The sequence below is a fragment of the Pedobacter sp. NEAU-ZC8 genome (genome assembly GCF_059278965.1).
On sequence record NZ_JCAJXC010000008.1, the window covers coordinates 24,517 to 41,995 of the forward strand.

Below are 17,479 nucleotides of genomic sequence, written 5' to 3' on the forward strand. Positions count from 1 at the left end.
TCGCACCTTTGTTTTGCAATTTCCATGGCGATCTTCAATTTATGCGGATCGTTTCTGGGGATCAAACTTGCCTTGTTGAAGGGTAACAAATTCATCCGTATCTTCTTCCTTGTGGTTGTCTCTGCAACCATCCTGCGTTTTGCCTGGGATATCTTTATAAAGCCATATGTACTCACGATGTAAGCAATCCGACTAGCAATTCATAGCTGAGCGCTGTAATTACTTGTTCTACAGAAATGGAACAAGTACCTTCAAAAAAAAGATTTATGAACCGCTACTCAACCTTGCTCCTACTGTTTCTAATGCTTTTCAGCCAACAGGTTTTCTCCAATAGAATAGACAGCTTGAAAACCGACGAGGATGTGAAGACATTTTTAAAGTCCATAAACGCTGATCTTGCAACCAAGAGCTTTGTAAACTATGAACTTAAGCCTGCAGACACCACCGCAAAGTATCTGAATTGCGAGGGCATATTTAAAAGTTGGGACATCAGGAACTGGGAAAAAGCAGATATCACGAATGATGGGCTTACTGACTTAATCTTCATCGGCCACAATTCAGGTTATGATGCATTGGCCTATGTTGATATGGGTAATGACAACTTTCAGCTTTTTAGATTCTCTAAAAACACGTTTGAAGACTGCGAGCTTGTGAAGCCAATAAAAGTGGACTCCGTAAACTACCTAAGAGTATTCCAAAAAAAACCGTGCCGGATCACGATAGTAAAGAACTTTTTGCCTATAAAGAAGTCAAAGTAGTCGATACGCTTGTTTTCAAATTCAACAGCTTTATCGAACTAGGTAGACCTGCACTTGATGAAATTGAGTCTATCGAAATAAATACAAGCGGCTGTTTTGGCTCTTGTCCTGTGCAGAAGTTGAAACTCCTGAAAGATGGAAGAGCGTATTACGAAGGTTTAGCATACACCAGCCAAATTGGTAAATCCTATAAAAAACTGTCTAAGAAACATTTTGAAGAACTTGCTGAATTACTCAATTATATTGACGTTAAGCACCTGAGAAACAACTATCAAGTAAACTGGACGGACGATCAAACCGCTACATTGATCGTTACTTTTAAAGATCAATCAAAAAAGATCATAAGGGACTACGGCATGCAAGGAACCTTTGGCTTAACTGCAGTTTACGATAAGCTTATGAAGCTTGGCAAAGAATGGGGAAGCCTTTTACACAGCGCTATAATCCGGATTTAAGTAATCTAGATGCTGGGTGCAGCCTGGTGCTGTTGCAACCTTTGAACACGGCGTTTACCAGCAGCCTGTTTTTTGTTTTTCTTCCTAAGCCTGTTGATCCAGATAATTGTACCGGTAACCGGTAAGCTGGTTGCAAACAGACAGGCTAAAAAGTAAATGATCTTAGAGAAAGTACCATAAATATCACCCAGGTGTAAGGAACGTACAGAGCTTGCCACCTGCTCGTTGAAAGGTTTATCGCTGAACTTCTCGGTCTTTAGTACTGCTCCGGTATATTGCTCGAACTGGATCTTGTCTGCTGCAGTCAGCACGAAGAAGCCAGAGCGGCTCTTGTTGATCACGTATGAACCTGCTGAATCTGCAGGAAAACGCAACCTGTAATTACCTTCATAAGGGAAGCTTTGATCTGCGCTTGAGATCAGTGAAGCAAGCATTGGTTTTGCAGCGTTGCCAGCATTCATCGGATCAGACGGCATCGGCTTCTCTCTACGCTGTTTGAATACTTCGTCGCCGAGCACCTCGCTAACACCAGTCTTATACCATTCAAATGACCAGCAAAGTCCTGTCAGCGCCATGATCAACAGCACGATAAAAGAGTAAAACCCAAGCGTATTGTGCAGGTCATGGTTAATCCGTTTCCAGTTTCCAGAGAACTTGATCTGAAAGCCCTGCTTCCAGTTACGAAGCTTAATCGGCCACCACAGTACCAAGCCAGAAAGTACCAGGAACACGAAAATGATCGTTGCAGCACCCACAATGATCTTACCGCCACTATCCTGTAATAATAACCAGCGGTGCAAACCCATCATGGTCGAAAAGAATTCCGCAGTTGCGCTTTTGGTTGTACCGGTAATGTCGCCGTTATAAGGATTCACCAGATAGGTTTTTCCGCCACCACCTTTGCCGCCTTTGGGACCCTCAGCCTTTGCACCCGGCCCAGCTTCAGCTTTCTTCACACCTCCACCTTCTGCATTCTTCATGCGATCACCTTTTCCTTCTTCCGGTTTGCCGCCCTTAGGACCCTTTTCCTGAACGGTGAAACGGTAAACGGCATTTGGATTAGCCGGAATCTCAATACCGGTTACCTTACCCTTTAAGCCAGCTTCCGTTTTGGCAACCAACTCATCAATCGGGATAACTGTTGCCCCAGCAGCTGCTTCAACATGGTAACGTTCCGAGTCTGCCCATTCTACGATCTCTTTTTCAAAGGTCAGAATGGTGCCTGTCAGGCAGACCACGAACAGCACCAGGCCGCTGGCAATTCCTAACCATAAATGGATGTCATTTGAAAACTTCCGAAAGCTGTACTTCTTTTTCATTTGGCTATTTTTTTATGTCTGTTTGGCGATTTATATTTTATGCAAAAAGATATCCCCCTTTGTGGAGGATACCTTTACCATCATGTACGGCTATTCTTTAAAATCTATAACTCAGCACCCCTGAAATATTTCGTGGCGCAATCCTGTCTATAAAGTTTGAACGGTAGGCATCATAACCGACGTTGTCAAAAATATTGTTTATCAAAGCACGTAAGCTTAGGTTTTTCGTCACTGGATAACCTACTTGTACGTTTACCAGGGTATATGCTTTATTGAACCATGGTGCCGTATTAGGATCAATGGCATGGTACTGCACGCCTTCTTGAGTCCAATCGTTGTACGGACGCTCACCAAGGTAATATACGCCCGCACCAAGGTTCAGACCTTTCAAAGCATTATTTCTGAAGGTATAGTTGGCATATGCGTTGAATGTATGTTTAGGCGTATTGTTCGGTGCAGATCCGGGAACAAAAGTCGTATGATCTTTGAACTGCGCGTTGATGTAAGCGTAACCCGTTACCACTTCCAGATTCGGTAGGATCTTACCGGTTAACTCCACTTCAATACCTTTACGTTCATCATTACCACCTTTAACGTAATAGCCAGCCGATTGTACAACGCCGTTTTCATCAACATTAAAAGCCTCAAGGTTCATGTCTTTGTTGTTGATCTTGTAGAAAGTCAGGTTGAAACGAAGACGGTCATTGAACCATTCCGATTTGATACCAGCTTCCATCTGATCAATACGCTCAGCACCCAATGGATCACCATTGATATCCACGACAGATGCAGATCTTGGATTGGTACTATTGGTGTACGATCCGAAAACATTGAAACCTGGCTTAAGGGTAAACATCACCCCTGCTAAAGGATTCCAGAAGCTTGAGGTTGCACTGGATGCACCATTATCGCGGGTTTTGTTGGTACTGTAACGAACACCACCATAAGCTCTGGCCCAATCCGTCACCTGAATCACATCCTGAATAGTGATACCAAAACGGTAGTCATAAGATTGTACTTCATTGGTTAACTGAAAGGCAGGATTGATGCCTGTTGGCAATACATTCGTTACGGTTGAAGGATCGAAAACGTTGATCTGGTCTACCGCGATACTGTTATAAGTAGGTTGATATAGATCTAAGTATCTGAAATCACCGCCTACCTGGAAAGTATGAGAGATCTTACCGGTTTGCACTTTCTGACCGATCAAGTCTAATTGCAACACGGTGTTTTTATCTTCTCTGGCATTGTTGTGTGCGATAGAGCGGTTATATATATTTACCTGATCCACGTTGATGCCGTTGCCTCTAGCAGCAGCAAGTCCGGTTTTAATGGCGTCACTATCATAGTTTGAATAGAACAATGCTGCACGCAGGTAAAGTTTATCTGATAGATCACGTTTCAACCTCGCGGTGTATGTACTGTGTTTGGTGTCGGTTTTATCAGATTCGAAACCTAAAAAGCGGTTTGAAGGAAGGTCATAGATCTGGTTGGTTTTATTACCTACAGAAAGGTTCACGGTACCCGCATCAACAGCCTGCTTCTCGTTGAAGTAATCCATCTCCAAAGTCAAACTTGTTTTTGCATCCGGGCGCCATTCCAATGAAGGATTGATGTAGAAAGATTCGTTGCCCATGTGGTCGCGGAATTTACCACCATTTTCATAAGCACCGTTTAAGCGTACAGCAAGGGTGTTCGATTTATTTACCACACGCTGGATATCAAAGGTAGGACGAACAAGATCCCAGCTACCGGTACGGAAGGAAACATTTCCGGAGTTTTCAAATTTAGGCGTTTTTGTTACCACGTTCACGATACCACCCGGGCCACCAAGATCGGTTGCAGCACCCATGGTGATTGAGCTAGCGCCCTTAATTACCTGGATACTTTCTACCCCCTGCATATCAGAGGAGAAGCCCATACCGCGGAAATCGCTCATTACACGAACACCATTTTTCAGGGTTGGAATACCACGGAAACCACGTGAGGAGATACTTTCTCTAACACCACCATATGTTGCATAAGTATATACACCTGGTACGTTACGTACCCCTTCGATTACACTTAATGCGCCTTGTTGTTCAATTAATTTGTTTGAAATTACCGATATACTCTGAATCTGGTCACTAGCTTTTAAGGGCAACCTGGTGATGGCATCGAGTTTTTCCTGCTGCTTGTTGCTGGTTCCGAAAACTTCAACCTCCGACAGATCGTTTTTTGCATCTTTTAACGTGAAGTTGATCTGGGTACCAGCTGCAGGAACTTCAACACTAGTGCTCTGGGTTTCGTAACCCATCAGTTTTACTTTGAAGGTATATTTACCAGCAGGAATCCGCAATTCGAAGTTACCGGATTCGTCTGTACGGCTACTTACATTGGATTTTTCAACAGTGATGTTAACAGATTGTAAAGCTACGCCCGCTTCATTTTGCACCTTTCCTTTTACAGAAGTGTTTTGTGCAAGCAGGGTATTCAAAAACAGGAAGTTTAAAAGTAATAACGTGTAAAGTTTCTTCATTTCTTTATTTAGATCAATTCTAAAGCTTGGCAAAAATAGAAAGGTCTTTCCAATTTCCAAGCCTTATTTAGAATTTATTTAAATAAAGAAACAGGTTAGTTACAGATTAATAAGATAAGCTTATAAGTAATGTGGTAAAACAGTGGATCAGCATTGCCTTAACGAGGCTTTAACAAGGGGTTGACAGGGCGTTGACAAGGCCTTGACAAGGCTATAGTCTGGTCAAGGCCTTGTCAACACCTTGCATGAGCCGGGCGGTGGCACAGGGTGGCTGCCACCCTGCCACCCTATTCTCCAAATCTTTCTTATAGATTTATAATTCACCAAATAAAAACTTAAAAGAATGGGAACAACAAACAATGGAGTACTGGGTGCTGCAAGAGGAAAGTTAAAGCATTTCGTATTTTATCAACTTGGCAGCAAAAATGTGGTTCGGCTGATCGGTCAGCGGGAATCCGGACCAACCGCAGGAGAAAAACAGAACACTGGAAGAATGAAAACGCTTATGGCCTTATTCAGTTCTATCAAGCCGTTTCTAAAAGCGGGATTCAGTAGTGCTGCGCGTGGCACAGACCTGAACTATCACAATCTGGCGACCTCAATCAACAGATTAAACCTCATTGGATTAGACGATGGCTTGCAGCAGTTGCGATACGATACCTTGTCGCTCAGTGTGGGAGATGCAGCCCCACCGGAAGCAGCGCAGGTATCTGCCGAAGTGGATGGACTGAGATTTAACTGGAACTGGAATGCGGGTGATTTTGAAGCCGCAGAGGATCAGGTGATGATGATGGCTTATCTGCCTGATCAGAACACCTCTATCTTTGAAACCGCAGGTGCGAAACGAAGCCGGGCAGAGGATTTCCTACCCCTGCAACCCTCCTACTTACTGGAAAGGTTGGAGGTGTTCATTGCTTTCATCTCCAAAGACAGAAGCCAGGTATCGAACAGTTTATACCTAGGCAGGATCAACTAAGGAGGCGCTTTAACACTGGCCAGATCTTATCTGCTATAATGCGATAGCCTGCAGCTGTTGGATGAATGCCATCATGCAGGTTCAGGTGCCGGATGCCGGCTACCCCGTCCAGCATGAATGGCACAAGGGCCATGTTATTGTCGTGTGCCACCTGGCGGAAGATCCTTCTGAAATCCGCCACAAGCGTACCCGGAATCCAGGCAGGCAGCTCCATGCCGAGCAGCAGCATCCTGGCTTCCGGGTAGCGCTTTTTAACCTTATCTACGATGCCCTGCAGGTTGGCCGCGGTACTTTGTGGGGAGATGCCCCGAAGAATGTCGTTTGCCCCAAGCTCCAGCACAAACACATCAATTGGCCGGTCAAGCAACAGGTCGATACGAGAATGTCCCCCTGCAGAAGTTTCGCCGCTAACACCTGCATTGATCACCTTATATTCCAAGCCCGCAGCATTGATCTTCTCCTGCAATAACGCAGGCAGTGATTCTACGGAGACATTAGCAAGCCCATAGCCCGCGGTAAGACTGTCACCAAAAAAGAGAATATTATGCATGCAGCCTAAACTTGATAAATCTACATTATGTTTGCTTAAAATCAATTTAGCATATTACAGGAGCTAAGCGTGGAAAATATGAACATACAACCGATACTCGAAAGCGGGCAAGTTGCGCTGTATCCACTGGAAAGTGCAGACTTTGAAGCTTTGTATGCTGTTGCCTCAGATCCGGAAATTTGGGAGCAGCACCCTAATAAAGACCGCTGGAAAAAAGAAGTATTCAGTAACTTTTTCGAAGGCGCAATGCAAAGTAAAGGTGCATTTAAAATCCTGGACAAAGTTAGTGGAGAGATTCTGGGCAGCACCAGGTTTTACGACTTCAACGAACAGGACAGCAGTATCTTTATCGGGTATACCTTCTATGCTGTGAAATGCTGGGGCAAGGGTATAAACCATACCGTGAAAAAATCGATGTTGAAGTATGCTTTTCAGTATGTTTCCAAAGTTTACTTCCATATAGGGGCAGCCAACCTGCGCTCACAAATATCGATTGGCAGGTTAGGCGCGGTTAAAATCGCCGAGCAGGAAGTGAGCTACTTTGCTGAGCTGCCAAAGCTGAATTATGTTTACGAGATCAGCAAGGCTGACTTAGTTGACTGATACTGGCTTTGATAAAGGCAAGCAAGTTAGTAAGCTTGGCGTTGTATGATTCTTAGTGTTTCGTTAATCAGCACATATGTGAAACTTACCACAGTTCTTTTACAGATTTTCATGATTTACTGACAGACAATAATAATAGACTTATTCTTCCTATCTTAATACCAGAGGCAAAAGTCGCTTCCACCAATGTCAATATTGGTGCATTCAATAATATATTCTCTTCTGCCCCATGCCTAAATCAACGGTCTCAAGCTTGGTAGTCTTACGCGGAATTGCGGTTTTGAGTGTCATGTTTAGTCATTTTGCTGATCCCTTGGTAAACAGCACTACCTTCCCTTGGCTCTTTAGCTTTTTGTCTGAATATGGTGTTTATGGAGTGCACATATTCTTCGTAATTTCCGGATTCGTTATTCCATTTAGCCTTGACAGGGCGAAGTATTCAATTAAGCACTACTTGCAATTTCTTTTTAAAAGATTGTTACGTTTACATCCGCCGTATTTAGCAGCTTTGGTACTTACACTTCTAATTGCTGCCGCCTCCTATCGTATCCGCCATCTGGTATACACGGAAAATGCTCATAGCATATTCCTTTCCTTCTTTTACGCCCACATTCCGGCAGACAATCCCGTGTTCTGGACCCTGAAGGTTGAAGCTCAATATTACATTTTTATCGGGCTATTCTTTCCTCTTTTGAGGACGTTCAAAAAATACTGCCTCATTGCTGGTATACCAATACTTTTGGCGCTTAGCCAGTCAGAAGCAGCCGCCTTCATCGATCTTTTGGGCTTTATAGTGTTTTTTGTGATCGGAATTCTCGGATTTCTGTTGTACAAAAAACAAAATAGTGGCATAATAGAATTGGTCATGCTGAGCTTGTCAATAGGATTTGCTTACCACTATTATGGCATGGTTGCCTGCAGCGTAGCGACGACAACGATATTAATTATTTTGTTCTACAAGCAGGCCATCCCGCACGCCTTGGAGCACCCAGGGGTGATTTCATATTCTATTTACCTGATACACTTTCCAATAGGCGTTAAACTAATAAATCTGTTTCAACGACATCTTCAACCAAGTTACCATTGGGTCTTGTTTGTTTCAGCCGCAGCAGTTTGCTATCTATTTGCCTGGGTTTTCTGGCGCTACATAGAAAACTCTGCAGCCATACTCTCCAATCGCATCAAATATGGCAATGGCCGTCCTGCGCAACCGGACAGCGGCGAAGCCATAAAGATCGAAAAACAGGCCAGTTGAGCACTTAGCGCCCCAGGAAAATGCGATTGCTGATGTCTACGGCCATTTGGATGTTGCACCGTTCGTATGGCGTTGGATGACCTGCAATTTTTTCAAATCCGAGCTTGTGATATAGGTTGATGGCTGGCTCCAGTATGGTATTACTTTCCAGATAAACCTTTTTTGCGCCAAGTTCAGCAGCTCTATCCAAAGCCGCGTTGCCCAGCAACCAGCCGATACGCTTTCCTTGCGCCGCAGGTGAAACCGCCATTTTAGCCAGCTCGAAGTCGTGTGCTCCGTCATTCATCTTTATCAACGCACAAACACCCACTGGTTCATCGTTAAGCAAAGCCACAAGAATATAGCCACCCTTATCGAGTATATAGCCTTCCGGATCATCCAGAGATTTGTAATCAACCGCTTCCATTTTAAAGTAAGTCGATATCCATTCCGCATTCAGTGCTTTAAAAGCAGCTGCGTAAACTGGTTGATAGTCTACGATTTTTACACCGGCACTTTCGCGTTGTTTCTTTTGCTCCCCTACACGGCGCAATAAAGATTTTTGGTCCAACAAATACTCCCACTCCTCTATTGCTGCCCAAAGATCATGTCTGGCCTGTGCCGAAATCGATTGAATTGCTTCCTCTACATCATGGTATTGGTATCGAATCTTATCAATGATGTCCTGGCCTTTTTTACTGAGACGCACCAAGTTCCTCCGACCGTCTGCATCATCTTTCCTTTCTAAAATCACCCCCGCTTTGATCATCTCACTAATGATCTTACTTACCGAAGGGTGGGAATGTCCAATCTCCTGCGCGATGCCTGTGATCGTCTTTTCTTCGCCCTTCGACAAGGCATAGAATACTGGAAACCACTTTGGCTGCATGTCAACTTCATAAAGCTTGTATATGGCAGCGGCATCATCCGTGATCTTATCTGTGAGCATTCTTAAACGACTTCCAATGGCCTTGATGCCCGCTTCTTTATAAAAGTTCATAGTAGTGCTATTGATTACGTAACTGATTACGTAAATTTAGACATTAGTGTAATAAATGCAAAATTAGCAGCGGTAATTTTGAAAAACCTGGAAGTAAGTGATAGTTCAGATGAGGTTCATAACCTTCGTTCATAAGCACGACTGCAAGGCTGAATACCCCTTTTTGCAGCAAGATTCAAAAACATTAGGCACCTATCAACGTTGATGAAATAAGAAAGCGGGCGCCCGGCATTATTGATTGCCGTAAAGCTTACCTCCGGTCGCAACGATTTGTTACTTAAAAATTTGGAATGAGCATGCGAGTATACTTTATGAATAAACTACAATTCAACCTTGGACTGGTCGCGCTTATACTTTTTGTGCTGCCTCAACCAGCATTCGCGCAGCAAAAGATTGAGCGGGAATACGCTATAAAACCAGCACAAGTAGCTGAACAGGCCTTGAAATTTGTTAACCAAGCATTTGAAGGACAGCGGATCAGATGGTATGCCGAAGAAAGCCAAAAAGGTAAAAGTATTGAAGCCAAAGTTAAACAGGATGGTACCATTTACAGTATAGAATTTGATGAGCGGGGAAACCTTCAGGACATTGAAACACTAATCAAGTTCAAATCCTTACCCGAAAAGCTCCAGCAAGCCATCATGAATACACTTGAAGCAGATTTTTCCCGTATTAAAATCTACAAAGTGCAACGCCAGTGGACCGGGCCGGATGCAAGCCTGCAGCAACTTCTTGCTAAAAAGAAACCTGTGGAAAAGTACACGACCAGGTATGAACTGGTTATCAGGGGCAATAAAGATAGAAGCACTTCTGACTACGAAGTGCTGGTTGATGACGAAGGAACGCTTATCAGCACATCAAAGATCATTCAAAAAGATACGCCGCACTTACTTTTCTGATGTTCCTATGAAATATTACCTGATCCTTGCGCTATTAACGTTAGTGAGTTCAATGGCTTCCGCGCAGAACCAATTTGGAATTCTACCGGTTATTAACACCAGCATCAAACTGCCGAATGACTGGAAAATTAATTCTAAGCTGGAGGGTCGGCAGCTTTTGAAGCAACACCCTTTTCCCGATGGTAAAAACGACCGGGTTTTTGAGCGACTGGACCTGGAGGTTGTCGCGAACACAGCACTCAACTCTTCCAATGACCTGGGACTTGGTTATCTGATCCGCCGTGAAGGAGGGCATTTTATCCACCGTTTCATTCAACAATATGCCTATACCCAAAAACTTTACAGCTCACGACTGAGTCACCGCTTTAGAACCGACCAGACTTTTGAAAAAGACGAATCAGTACAATTTCGCCTGCGCTATCGGGCCAGCTGGGAAAAACCACTAAGCGGATTGCAGGTAGATCCTAACGAATTTTACCTGAAGCTCAACAATGAATACTTTGGTATTCTGCAGTCGTCAAAGACAAACATGGAGATCCGTGGACTAGCGGTAGTCGGTTATACCATCGGCGAGGATAATAGAATTGAGACTGGAGCAGACTATCGAATGGAAGAAGTATTTACGACCTTGAAGCATAAACTCTTTCTAAACATTGGTTTTTACCACAACTTTTAAGTCCTACACCAAGGAAAAAAGCTGAGTTTATTCACCATTTTCCTCCTATGTAGCAACCCGGCTATAATGAGGGATATTTTCGTGATTAGATAGCTTCTATCATGAAGAATTACTAAATTTTCACCCAAGGGGCCATGTAGTACCGGCCTTAATCTGTGACGAAATTCAAGTCTGATTTTAGGCGTCGAAAGTTATACCTGAATTCAGGTGATATGCGCTCATTCTATGGTTTTTAAGTTTTTTTCAAACCTATTATCACTAAAAATAAATTCTTAGAAGTTTTTCGCTTGAATGTTTATATATTGATTTAAAATGACAAAACTTTTAACTAACCTTTAACTTAAATTATGAAAAAACTACTACAAAGCTTGTTCATTTTGCTATGTATTGCCCATACGGCAGTCGCGCAAAACCGGACAATCACTGGTACAGTTACATCCAGCCCGGATGGTACACCGCTCCCTGGGGCAACAGTGAAAATCAGAGGGTCGAAAACTGGAACCCTGACATCAGCAGACGGTAAATATTCCATTTCTGTCCCTAGCTCAACCACAACATTAGAGTTTTCTTACATTGGCTATGCTTTACAAACAAAAGCAGTTGGAAGTTCTAACACTTTGAACGTAGCACTGGTTTCGGATGCCAATGACCTGACTGAAGTTGTTGTAACCGGCTATGGTAACATTCAACGTAAAAGCTTTACAGGCGCTTCAGCGACTGTTACATCAGAGCAAATAGCTAACAAACCGGTACAAAGTTTTGGACAGGGTTTAGTTGGCCAGGCTACCGGTGTAAGTATTGTTCAACCGAACGGATTGCTGAATAACCCGCCTGTAATTCGTGTTAGGGGATTAAGTTCATTGTCTCTTTCCTCCTTTCCTTTAGTTGTAGTGGATGGTATCCCGGTTTCTACATCGAATTCTTCCCAAAATTCAGCGGCTAACAACCCGCTTGGAGACATCAACCCAGAAGATATCGAGAGCATTGACATCTTAAAAGATGCCGCCTCAACTGCTATTTATGGTTCCAGAGGTGCAGCTGGTGTATTAATCATCAACACTAAAAAAGGCAAAAGAGGGGAAACTCGTCTTAATTATGATGGCTGGGCAGGTGTAAGCAATGCAGTAAGGCTTCCTGAAGTGATGAATGCAGCTGAATACATTGCCTACAAGAATCAAGCAATTAAAAATCTGAAGTCGGTTAATCCAACCGCCCAAGTGGCAACCGATGCTGACGGGAATAGTTTTTTTCAGGATTTTCGAGCTGATGGTACTGCTGTAGATACGGACTGGAACGATGTGGTTTATCGCCAGGCGTTCACCCAGAATCACAATGTAAGTTTAAGTAGCGCAACTGAAAAAACTTCCTATTTTATTTCTGGAGGACTTTCAGATCAGCAAGGATTTTTGAAAGGAAATAATTTCAAAAGGTATACTGGCCGTGCCAATGTTTCTCATCAGGCAACTAGTTTTTTAAAGCTAACCATGAACATGGCATATACGAACTCCTTTAATCAAAGCCCAAACAGTGGTTCTACTGATGGGGGTGCATTTGCAAGTTCAGGATTAGGCAGGTTAGCATTCGCTTTATCACCAAACCTAAGGCCGTTTAATGATGATGGTTCTTATAACTTAAATCCAACTGGTGGTACGATTGGAAATGGATCAAACCTGATTTCCTCTACCTGGTCCAATCCGGCGGTCTTAATCGATAGAGATAGAAATACCTCGGAAACAACACGATTAATAGCCAATTTAGGAGCAGAACTAAAACTAGCAGAAGGTTTATTTTTAAAGTCTTCGTTTTCATGGGATCGCGGAAACACAGAGAACTACAGGTTCTGGAATCCGCTGTCGGGTGACGGATTCAGCACTACAGGAAGTGCCTATAACAATAACAACCGCAGAAACAACCGCAACTTTATCAATACCCTGAATTACAATAAGGTATTTGGTGGCGTTCATAACGTATCCCTGATTGCGGGTAATGAAGCACAAAGTACAAGAGTGGATGACTGGGGCGCAAACCGTACAACCTTATCTGATCCTTTTTACACACAGTTCCAAGGTCAGTTCATCAACAATACTGCCGCGGGTAACGGAATAGACGCAACTGCCCTAGCATCTTATTTGGCGATCGCTAACTATAATTATGACAATAAATACTTCATCAGCGGAAACTTCAGAAGAGATGGTAACTCAGGTTTTGCTGAGGCAAAAAGATGGGGTAATTTTGGCGGCGGTTCATTGGGATGGGAAGTTACCAAGGAAGGCTTTTTTGAGAACTCCTCTCTAAGCTCCATAATCAGCAATTTGCGCATCAGAGGTAGCTATGGTGTGGTTGGTAATGCTGCTGTTGGCGCATATAACTACTTTACAACCTATGATCCAACCTTATACGGTGAAAATGGTACTGGCTTTGTTTTCAATAGAGCTGGAAACGTAGATCTTGGATGGGAAACCAGCAAGCAAACAGACGTAGGGATCAACATTGGTTTCTTAGCAAACCGGTTCTCCCTGGAAGTAGATTATTTCAATAAAAATATTGACGGGCTGATTCTTGCAGTTCCTCAAGCACCTTCAAAAGGTATCCCTGGTGGAACTATCCGTTCCAACGTTGGTAGCATGTACAACAGAGGTTTTGAGTTCGCTTTGAATGCAGGTATCTTCCGTGATACGGAGTTCAAATGGACAGCTACGTTGAATTTCACTTCAATTAAAAACATGGTTACGGCATTAGACCCTCAGGTTGAGCAAATTTTAACCAGCACCTCAGGTTTAGAGCAAACCAGCATTACCAAACCAGGCTACTCTGCAGCACAGATTTATGGTGTAAAAACAAACGGAATAAACCCAGTTAATGGTCAACGTATATTTGTTGATAGAGAGGGCCGGGAAATTCAATACCTACACCAAAGTGCTGGAAACGGTTATACGTATGTTAACGATGGATCACCAGCACCATCGCCTGCAAGTCAGCAACAAATTTTAGGTAACACCTTACCGACCTGGTATGGTGGATTTAACAATAACATGTCCTACAAAAACTTTGATCTTTCCTTAAACTTCACTTTCTCTGGTGGTAATTACATTTACAACGGATCTCGTGCAGGTCTCCTGGATCAAAGATTCTGGAACAATCTCCAGGAGGTGGTAACTAATGCATGGTCACCGACAAATACATCAGGTACGCTTCCTTTTCCAGTATACACCGACAACGTTTCCAATGGATCTGCCTTCCTGATTTCAGAGAATATTGAAAAAGGAGATTTCCTAAGACTACAAACAGCTACTTTAGGATATAGATTACCCAAAACGATTTTTGGTACATCAGGTATCTCCGGCTTGAGAGTGTACGGTCAAGTGAACAACGCCTTCGTTATCACAGGATATTCCGGTGTTGACCCTGAGATTTCTTCTAATGGAAATTCGAATTTAGCGAGTGGAATTGAAAGAAATAGTATTCCTCAGGGAAGGGTATTCACATTCGGAATTAGTTTAAGCTTATAATTTAAATACAACATGAAAATTTTTCATAAAATAAAATATAGATTCCCGGCAGTAAGAGTTGCTGCCGTTGCAATCATGCTTACAGCACTAGCTTCTTCTTGTAAGAAAGAATTTCTAGTTGAAGCGCCAGAGCTGGAGCTACCACAGGAAGAGGCTTATACTACGCCTCAGCGTGTTGATAAAGTAATCACTGGATTATATTCATCGGCAAAAAATGGATCTCTTTTTGGGGGTCGTTATCAGATTTACAATGACATTCGCGCAGAAGAGTACATACTAAGAGATCCGAACAATGTAACAGGTGCCGACGTGTTTCAGGCAACTAACGATGCTACGAACTCCTACATCTCTAGTTTTTGGTCTGTTGGATATTCTACAATCAACCGCGCCAACTTAGCGATTGATGGCTTAACAGTTAATCTTGCCGGATTAGCACCCACTGTTATCGATCCTGCACTAGGAGAAGCTAAATTTATCAGAGCCCTGGTGTACTTCCAACTTGTTCAGATATTCGCTAAACCTTACGTAATGGACGGAGGAGCATCAAGGGGCCTTCCACTTAGATTGAGACCCGAGACCACGCTTGCAAATAATGCTTTGGCTTCAAGTACAGTCGCAGAAGTCTATGCTCAGATCCTTAAAGATCTTGACGAAGCGGAGGCCCAATTACCTGCGACCTACACTACTGCCCTAGCGAAAACAACAAGAGCGCATAAAAACACTGCGATCGCGCTGAAAACACGTGTGTATTTGGCAATGGCGAACCATGCGAAAGTGATAGAAGAAGGCAATAAAATTGTTCCTCAGGCAGCACCATTTTCGACTACCGTTGGTGCCGGCCATGCTTTAGCGACTAATGTTGCTTCCTTATATGTCCCGCCGTACACGGTATCGGAATCAATCTTTTCCTTCCCAATGGCCGCAACAAATGCTCCTGGAACCCAAAACCAATTGGCTTATTATTACAACAACTTCTCAGGTGCGAACTTGATCTATCCATTGAATAAGAATACTCCTGGAATTTATGCAGATCCGCTTTGGCCTGAGACTGATGCTCGTAAAGTAGCATTCACAGCGTTATTTACAGGTTCTGGTTTAACTGCCCAACCAGTGCTGAAGAAGTACAATACGCCTTCACCCTGGACCGATTTCGTGCCTATGATCAGGTATGCTGAAGTGTTACTTAATGTTGCTGAAGCTGAAGCTGCACCTGGCGGTAATCCTGCTCGTGCAAGAGCACTCCTGGATGCTGTTCGCAAACGTTCTGATGCTAACTACGAATTTGGACCTCTTGCCGGCACTGCATTGACCGAGACGATCTTAAAGGAACGCAGAATTGAACTACTTGGTGAGGGCCATAGATATAACGATCTCGCAAGGTTGAACAGAGCATTACCAGCTATCGGTGCTGCCGGACAAACTATTGCTGTATCCGATCCTCGCTATACATTCCCTATACCAGTTAACGAGAGAAACACCAATCCATTGGTGGGAGAATAATCTTTCTAAGCATAAAAAGGGGCGAAAAATAACAGTTTCGCCCCTTTTTTTATAATACGACCACAAGTGAAAGTTGAAAGCTATATCATAAACAACTCCAAAATCGCAGAGGTTATTTCAGAAGACACCATAATCAATAACATTGAAGATGGGATAAACCTGCTTGGCGATTTATATTATCAAGGCTTTGACAAGGTAATCTTGTATGAAGAGCATCTAGTGCCTGAGTTCTTTGATCTAAAAACTGGCATGGCGGGTGAGATCCTCCAAAAGTTTTCAAACTACCGGGTACAGCTGTTTATCATTGGTGAATTTACAGCATTTACTTCCAAAAGCTTCAAGGACTTTGTCTATGAAAGTAATAAAGGCAAGCATGTAAACTTTGTTAGTTCCAGAGCTGAAGCACTAGCGAATTGATCTGGAGAGCGTTGAACTCGTTTCGATGAATTTTCCGTTTTCATCATGTGGAGCACCAACAATGTACATGATATCCGATCAAGCCCCATCCGTGTATTTGCAGGGCTAAAAATTGTTAAACTTTCTCCCCAGTAAAAAGAGAAATGTAGATTCGAATGTATAGGCGTATAAAGATCATTTATATTTCATAACATATAGCCGTATGAAGCTGTGGACAAGTTCTTTAGTAGTTTTCATGATGGTTCAGCTAATAACAGCCGATAATTGCCTGGCTCAACATGTGAACAGCGTACGAGGGGTAGTATTTGAAAGTGGTACAAACACAGGGATAAGACATGTAGCGGTATATAATAAGGCAACAAAAGCAACTACGTTCACGGATTCGCTGGGCAGATTTATCGTTGCTGCTTCAGCAAAGGATACCATTCTATTAAGTAAAGTTAATTATCAGGAAAAGGTCTTAATACCAGATCTTACGACTGAGAACCATGTATTTCTTTCCCGTATAAATGAATTGGCAGAAGTGATCATAAAGGGCCAAAATGTTAAATCCACTCTACAAGATATGGAGGATGCTTATAAGGACAAAGGCATCTTTTTTAAAGGAAAACCGCCAATCTATTTGCTTTCACCCTTTGGTGGTAGTCCGGTTACTTTTTTTTACGAGTTGTTTAGCAAAGATGCTAAAAGAGCAAGAAGCCTTCAGAAATTTGCGAAACGAGAGATTGAATACACGGTGGTTTCGCGAAGGTTTAATGACAACATTATCAAGTCTGTTTTACCAGATATGAGCGATATCGAACTTGAGCAGTTTAAAGTCGTCTTCCGCCCGAAGGCGGAACAACTGGCTGCATGGTCGGATTACGATCTGCTGGCCTATATCAAACGTTCTTTCGAGCAATTTAAAAAAGATCAGGCTTTGCAAAAATAAATGTAAATCATGTTATGTAGTAGGTCTATTGGGTTATTTCCCAATCCAATCCAAACCAAACTGGTATGCTAAAATCATGTATAAGCTAAAGCCACTTACAGCAGTGTCTTCCTGTTAAATATATTATATTGTGG

The 17,479-nt window shown here is 42.9% G+C and carries 16 protein-coding genes; 12 read left to right on the forward strand and 4 right to left on the reverse strand.

Going from position 1 to position 17,479, the window contains the following annotated elements; genetic code table 11:
- The first annotated feature begins 24 nt into the window (after positions 1–24).
- The 3 genes from AC5WJX_RS08115 to AC5WJX_RS08125 all read left to right on the forward strand — a co-directional run bounded on the left by AC5WJX_RS08115 (position 25) and on the right by AC5WJX_RS08125 (position 1,213).
- Positions 25–183 carry a hypothetical protein gene (locus AC5WJX_RS08115; protein ID WP_494484114.1) on the forward strand — a complete coding sequence of 53 codons (159 nt, stop codon included), beginning with the start codon at positions 25–27 and terminating at the stop codon, positions 181–183.
- A gap of 83 nt (positions 184–266) precedes the next feature.
- The gene (locus tag AC5WJX_RS08120) at positions 267–758 is read left to right on the forward strand and encodes a hypothetical protein (protein WP_494484115.1); all 492 of its coding nucleotides are present in this window, start codon (positions 267–269) and stop codon (positions 756–758) included.
- Positions 707–1,213 (forward strand): DUF6438 domain-containing protein, encoded by a 507-nt coding sequence (locus AC5WJX_RS08125; protein WP_494484116.1) that lies wholly within the window; start codon positions 707–709, stop codon positions 1,211–1,213. Before AC5WJX_RS08120 ends, AC5WJX_RS08125 begins: the two co-directional genes overlap by 52 nt.
- A 5-nt stretch (positions 1,214–1,218) precedes the next feature.
- On the opposite strand, the gene AC5WJX_RS08130 is transcribed toward AC5WJX_RS08125, so the two are convergent.
- Both AC5WJX_RS08130 and AC5WJX_RS08135 read right to left on the reverse strand, forming a co-directional pair.
- Positions 1,219–2,532, reverse strand: coding sequence for a PepSY-associated TM helix domain-containing protein (locus tag AC5WJX_RS08130; protein ID WP_494484117.1), 1,314 nt, complete (start codon positions 2,530–2,532; stop codon positions 1,219–1,221).
- A gap of 97 nt (positions 2,533–2,629) precedes the next feature.
- Positions 2,630–5,050, reverse strand: a complete 2,421-nt coding sequence (locus AC5WJX_RS08135) for a TonB-dependent siderophore receptor (protein ID WP_494484118.1) — start codon at positions 5,048–5,050, stop codon at positions 2,630–2,632.
- 343 nt (positions 5,051–5,393) lie between these two features.
- On the opposite strand from AC5WJX_RS08135, the gene AC5WJX_RS08140 reads away from it, so the two are divergent.
- Positions 5,394–6,026 carry a DUF6266 family protein gene (locus tag AC5WJX_RS08140; RefSeq protein ID WP_494484119.1) on the forward strand — a complete coding sequence of 211 codons (633 nt, stop codon included), beginning with the start codon at positions 5,394–5,396 and terminating at the stop codon, positions 6,024–6,026.
- On the opposite strand, the gene AC5WJX_RS08145 is transcribed toward AC5WJX_RS08140, so the two are convergent.
- Positions 6,019–6,576 (reverse strand): arylesterase, encoded by a 558-nt coding sequence (locus AC5WJX_RS08145; RefSeq protein ID WP_494484120.1) that lies wholly within the window; start codon positions 6,574–6,576, stop codon positions 6,019–6,021. The two genes, AC5WJX_RS08140 and AC5WJX_RS08145, sit on opposite strands and share 8 nt — an antisense overlap.
- A gap of 78 nt (positions 6,577–6,654) precedes the next feature.
- Here AC5WJX_RS08145 and AC5WJX_RS08150 point away from each other — a divergent pair, with 78 nt between their 5' ends.
- Together AC5WJX_RS08150 and AC5WJX_RS08155 are read left to right on the forward strand one after the other, a co-directional pair.
- Positions 6,655–7,179 (forward strand): GNAT family N-acetyltransferase, encoded by a 525-nt coding sequence (locus AC5WJX_RS08150; RefSeq protein ID WP_494484121.1) that lies wholly within the window; start codon positions 6,655–6,657, stop codon positions 7,177–7,179.
- Positions 7,180–7,408: 229 nt separating this feature from the next.
- Positions 7,409–8,434 carry an acyltransferase family protein gene (locus AC5WJX_RS08155; RefSeq protein ID WP_494484122.1) on the forward strand — a complete coding sequence of 342 codons (1,026 nt, stop codon included), beginning with the start codon at positions 7,409–7,411 and terminating at the stop codon, positions 8,432–8,434.
- Between the two features lie 4 nt (positions 8,435–8,438).
- Here AC5WJX_RS08155 and AC5WJX_RS08160 read toward each other — a convergent pair whose 3' ends face one another.
- Positions 8,439–9,413, reverse strand: coding sequence for a bifunctional helix-turn-helix transcriptional regulator/GNAT family N-acetyltransferase (locus tag AC5WJX_RS08160; protein WP_494484123.1), 975 nt, complete (start codon positions 9,411–9,413; stop codon positions 8,439–8,441).
- 311 nt (positions 9,414–9,724) lie between these two features.
- Between AC5WJX_RS08160 and AC5WJX_RS08165 the strand changes: the two genes are divergently transcribed.
- From AC5WJX_RS08165 to AC5WJX_RS08190, 6 genes are all read left to right on the forward strand, one after another.
- Complete coding sequence (locus tag AC5WJX_RS08165; protein WP_494484124.1) at positions 9,725–10,312, forward strand: hypothetical protein; 588 nt, start codon at positions 9,725–9,727, stop codon at positions 10,310–10,312.
- A 7-nt stretch (positions 10,313–10,319) separates the two neighbouring features.
- The gene (locus tag AC5WJX_RS08170; RefSeq protein WP_494484125.1) at positions 10,320–10,988 is read left to right on the forward strand and encodes a DUF2490 domain-containing protein; all 669 of its coding nucleotides are present in this window, start codon (positions 10,320–10,322) and stop codon (positions 10,986–10,988) included.
- Positions 10,989–11,335: 347 nt separating this feature from the next.
- Positions 11,336–14,497 carry a SusC/RagA family TonB-linked outer membrane protein gene (locus tag AC5WJX_RS08175; protein WP_494484126.1) on the forward strand — a complete coding sequence of 1,054 codons (3,162 nt, stop codon included), beginning with the start codon at positions 11,336–11,338 and terminating at the stop codon, positions 14,495–14,497.
- Positions 14,498–14,509: 12 nt separating this feature from the next.
- Positions 14,510–15,997 (forward strand): RagB/SusD family nutrient uptake outer membrane protein, encoded by a 1,488-nt coding sequence (locus AC5WJX_RS08180; protein WP_494484127.1) that lies wholly within the window; start codon positions 14,510–14,512, stop codon positions 15,995–15,997.
- Positions 15,998–16,063: 66 nt separating this feature from the next.
- Positions 16,064–16,414, forward strand: a complete 351-nt coding sequence (locus AC5WJX_RS08185) for a DUF4180 domain-containing protein (RefSeq protein ID WP_494484128.1) — start codon at positions 16,064–16,066, stop codon at positions 16,412–16,414.
- A gap of 202 nt (positions 16,415–16,616) precedes the next feature.
- Complete coding sequence (locus AC5WJX_RS08190; RefSeq protein WP_494484129.1) at positions 16,617–17,345, forward strand: peptidase associated/transthyretin-like domain-containing protein; 729 nt, start codon at positions 16,617–16,619, stop codon at positions 17,343–17,345.
- Positions 17,346–17,479 lie beyond the last annotated feature (134 nt).